This is a genomic window from Methylobacterium sp. WL12 (assembly GCF_008039475.1).
Taxonomy (GTDB): Bacteria; Pseudomonadota; Alphaproteobacteria; order Rhizobiales; family Beijerinckiaceae; genus Methylobacterium; species Methylobacterium cerastii.
In genome coordinates this window covers 1-254 of record NZ_VRUW01000264.1, presented here as the reverse complement: position 1 = coordinate 254, position 254 = coordinate 1, and the positions used below count along the sequence as shown (strand labels likewise).

1 protein-coding gene and 1 pseudogene are annotated in these 254 nt (G+C 71.7%); both read left to right on the top strand.

Going from position 1 to position 254, the window contains the following annotated elements:
• A partial coding sequence (locus FV226_RS27800) for an oxidoreductase C-terminal domain-containing protein (RefSeq protein WP_281406064.1) occupies positions 1–127 on the top strand: 127 nt, incomplete at its 5' end.
• A pseudogene (locus FV226_RS28865) lies at positions 128–254 on the top strand (pyridine nucleotide-disulfide oxidoreductase); the annotation flags it as partial.

Sequence of the window (254 nt, the reverse complement as noted above, 5' to 3'; positions counted from 1 at the left end):
AGTCGAGTCGATCAACCGCGCCGGCGACCACATGATCGCCCGCCGCATCCTCGGCGCCGGCCGCACGCCGACACCGGCTCAGGCCGCCGACCCGACGTTCGACCTCAAGCTTTTCGCGATGGCTTGAGAATCGGTGCAGAACGCGATCGACCAGGGCCGGTGCCTCGCCGCCCGCCTCACGGGGCGGCCCGCGGCCTACGCGGCGCTGCCGTGGTTCTGGAGCGACCAGGGCCGCTTCAAGCTCCAGATCGCCG